Source organism: Moorena sp. SIO4E2 (genome assembly GCF_010671945.1).
GTDB classification, from domain to species: domain Bacteria; phylum Cyanobacteriota; class Cyanobacteriia; order Cyanobacteriales; family Coleofasciculaceae; genus Moorena; species Moorena producens.
Genome location: NZ_JAAHIE010000688.1, coordinates 1 through 3,307 on the forward strand (window position 1 = coordinate 1; position 3,307 = coordinate 3,307).

General features: G+C 41.9%; 5 protein-coding genes. All 5 read right to left on the minus strand.

Going from position 1 to position 3,307, the window contains the following annotated elements; translation table 11 throughout:
* Positions 1-291 precede the first annotated feature (291 nt).
* Positions 292-474 carry a hypothetical protein gene (locus F6K37_RS35390; RefSeq protein ID WP_008184257.1) on the minus strand — a complete coding sequence of 61 codons (183 nt, stop codon included), beginning with the start codon at positions 472-474 and terminating at the stop codon, positions 292-294.
* Between the two features lie 110 nt (positions 475-584).
* Positions 585-941 (minus strand): SH3 domain-containing protein, encoded by a 357-nt coding sequence (locus tag F6K37_RS35395; protein ID WP_287255543.1) that lies wholly within the window; start codon positions 939-941, stop codon positions 585-587.
* A 167-nt stretch (positions 942-1,108) separates the two neighbouring features.
* Positions 1,109-1,240, minus strand: a complete 132-nt coding sequence (locus tag F6K37_RS35400) for a hypothetical protein (protein ID WP_267872029.1) — start codon at positions 1,238-1,240, stop codon at positions 1,109-1,111.
* Positions 1,241-1,408: 168 nt separating this feature from the next.
* Positions 1,409-1,588 (minus strand): hypothetical protein, encoded by a 180-nt coding sequence (locus tag F6K37_RS35405; RefSeq protein WP_008184255.1) that lies wholly within the window; start codon positions 1,586-1,588, stop codon positions 1,409-1,411.
* A gap of 1,104 nt (positions 1,589-2,692) precedes the next feature.
* Positions 2,693-3,307, minus strand: a 615-nt coding sequence (locus tag F6K37_RS35410; RefSeq protein ID WP_287255546.1) for a hypothetical protein, incomplete at its 5' end; no start/stop codon positions are given.

Here is a 3,307-nt window from a genome sequence, read left to right on the forward strand (position 1 = left end):
GAACACACAGGGTTTATGGTATTTGTAAGGCATGGGTTTTACCTCTTGCTGTAATTAATTTCAATCAACACATTTATATAATGTCAAATCTAACCCTGGCTTGGCAGTACCCTTGAGGGTACCTTTTTTTCAACTGATGATAGTCTGGCCTAACTTAGGGGGGATATAGGTTTTGGTCTACAATAAAACTCCTCCCTCCTGAGCTCAGGAGGGAGGATATAGAGGAGAGATAGGAATTAATTTATGCCCAGAATTTTAAAGCCAGCCGTAAAAAAATCATTTCAAAGATTCCTAAGGATACAAAGTGGCAACTGGTTCGGCTGGCTCAGTACCCGCTCCGTTCTCTTCGATCTCCATTTCCTCATATTTAGTAAAGCACTTACGCTTAGCACCTACAGCTAGATCGAGCACAATGGGTACTTCTAATTTGATCGGAACTTGGAACACACAGGGTTTATGGTATTTGTAAGGCATGGGGTTTACCTCTTGGTGCAATTAATTTCAATCAACACATTTATATAATGTCAAATCTAACCCTGGCTTTACAGTACCCTTGAGGGTACCTTTTTTCCCTATAGACCTACTTAATCATTAATGGGAGCACATTCGACTTTGAGTAAATCGTCGCGAATCCATCCTTTGGCACCACTTACTGGAAAACCTACTCTGTGCCAACCATAGCCAAAGCTGTCTATTTTGTAATCTGGCTCTGGAGGAGTGGCTGTCAGCACGTAGACATTATCACCCACTAAACCATAACCCAAGCTTCTATAATTAGTTCCTGGTCCAGAACGTAAGGTGATCCGAGAATCGGGGTTGCTAGCAGTTAGGGTGGCTAGACAGTGGGAACGCTCACTAGGAAAAGTATGCTGAGCAAAAGCCTCAGTTGTAGGGACGGTAATTGCAGCAGCTGTAGCTAATAAGAAGATTGCTTTTTTCATTTGTTTTCTCCAATCATCAAGGTTTCTTATTTACTAGTAAAATAGAAATAACAGTTGGAGTGATTGGAGACAGTGCCACTTTATCAGTAGTCCTAAAGCTGACACCAATAAAGCCTTATTTTTCCATAGTTAACACTGTTTATAGTACAGACAGTTGAGAAACTGGTCTATGGTGGTCTTGTGGGCGGGGAATAGGGAATAGGGAATAGGGAATAGGGAGTAGGGAGATGGGGAGATGGGGAGATGGGGAGATGGGGAGATGAGCAACTGGCGTGAAAACCACTAAGATCTCGCTGCATCGCTGCTACCTGCTGCCTGCTCCCTCCTCCGTGATCCCTAAAAGCAAGCACGAGACTGGCAAAAAAAATCCCCTGGCTTGATCAGCCTAGGGGGGTTTCAGGGATTAATTATTATGAACTAATTCAAAGCCAGCCGTTAAAGATTCCTTTCAAATATGCCTAAAGGGACTAAGTGGTAGGAGGTGCGGGTGACTCAGTAGTTTCGTTACCTTCCGCCTCTTCGATCTCCATTTCCTCATATTTGTCAAAGCACTTGCGCTTAGCAGCGACAGCGATGTCGAGAACAATGGGTACTTCTAATTTGATCGGAACTTGGAACACACAGGGGTTAGAGTATTTGTAAGGCATGGGTTTTACCTCTTGGTGCAATTCATTTCAATCAACACATTTCTAGAATGTCAGATCTAACTCTGGCTTCACAGTACCCTTGAGGGTACCTTTTTTTTGAGCTGATCAGCTCATGGCCTAAGAGACTGTTTATCAGAGTGAATCTAATCACCGCTTAAGTCGCTGACTATTGGTGGGTTACGGCGGACAGCTCTCTTAAAGCGATGCAGTTGGCCAAAGGGGAGGCAGTGAGGCCAAAGGGGGTTCCCCCCATGAGCAACTGCCGTGGTTTCCACGGGGCAAACAGCGGTGCTCCCGCAGGTGACCCACACAGACCCAAAACCACTCGCTATTGCATTAAGACAAAGTGAGCTTTCAAAATATAGCAAGGGAAGTATAGTTTAGGACATAGTCTTTTGGTTGAAAGGGAGCAGGGACTGAGGCCGTAGGCCACGCGGGGCGCGTTCGGAGCAGGGAGCAGAAGATGTCTTAAGCTTTACTTCGACTGCTATACTTGCCGCCTAACCCACCCTACGCCAGAATTTAAGCAAAGTTAACTTATATCATGTCGGGATAATTACCCTTAATAAAAATCTCCCCCATCTGACCATCTGACCATCTGACCATCTCCCCACACTTCCCACCCTCCCTCTAATTATGGGTATTCAACCTGACTTGATATTAGTGATGAGGGGTATTAGATAATAAGCCAGACTTATCTGACCATAATTGAAGGATAAAATCCAAAGATCAGACATTATTTAGAGCGACTACAACCCAAGAGTCTTTGTTATTGAAAATGTAAGCATATGCGCTACGCGCACGCTGCTTGAGGTGCCGTCAGTTGTCAGCCGTCAGCAGACTTAACTCAGATTAAACAAATGTTTACCTCTTTTATTCAACAGGTGTTCGCAAAGGGTGCCCATAGCCCATAAGCTGATAGCTGAATGCTGATAGCTGAATGCTTACTTCAAAATTCGAGGAAATGCTAAAATATTCCATTCGTTTCCTGATTCACTATCTCCGATTCTGGGATGTTCCAGGTCCTGATCGTTATCTTTTCAGACCTTAATTAAGCAACGCCCGTATTTTTTATCCAGAACCCAACGGTTTACCAATAATTTTTTAGGTATAATATCGCTCCAAATAATAGGTTTGTTTATGTCCTTTTTTTTGATATGAATATCTCTCAATTTCAGCCTCAATATAAGAACTAAACGTTTTCATAACAAATGTATTATTGTTATCGTCTACCCTACACAATCTACATACTTCATTATCAATTAAGTCATTGACCCATTTAATCATATTAGGTAATATATTAAGTTCTACTAATAGCTTCGCTACCTTTTCTTTTTCACCTTCAAAGCCCTCGATATATAAATCATTGTTATTTATATTGTGCGAGTAAGATAAAACAAAATGTGAGCCACAATATTCCACTAAGGCATCTTCTCGATAATCGTTGAGATCAAGAAAATAACCTCTATTTAGAAAAACGCCTATATCTTTTAGTAATTGCCCATTCCCACAATCTATACCCACAATAGTATTGTATACTTTTTTAACTGGTTGGATCTGATGGGGTCTGAGTCTCACAATATTTCCAGATCTTTCTGTGCAATCTTCTTCGTTTAAGCAAGCTAGATATTCTTCAAGATCTACATCTCGAATAAACTGTTCACCAGGACTATCAAATTTTCCAACCCCGACCTCATTAATGCAGAACAAAGCAAACAT

Excerpts from the sequence above, each read along its gene's own strand:
- F6K37_RS35390 (WP_008184257.1), bottom strand. The coding sequence starts at position 474 with ATGCCTTACAAATACCATAAACCCTGTGTGTTCCAAGTTCCGATCAAA.
- F6K37_RS35395 (WP_287255543.1), bottom strand. The coding sequence starts at position 941 with ATGAAAAAAGCAATCTTCTTATTAGCTACAGCTGCTGCAATTACCGTC.
- F6K37_RS35400 (WP_267872029.1), bottom strand. The coding sequence starts at position 1,240 with ATGCAGCGAGATCTTAGTGGTTTTCACGCCAGTTGCTCATCTCCCCAT.
- F6K37_RS35405 (WP_008184255.1), bottom strand. The coding sequence starts at position 1,588 with ATGCCTTACAAATACTCTAACCCCTGTGTGTTCCAAGTTCCGATCAAA.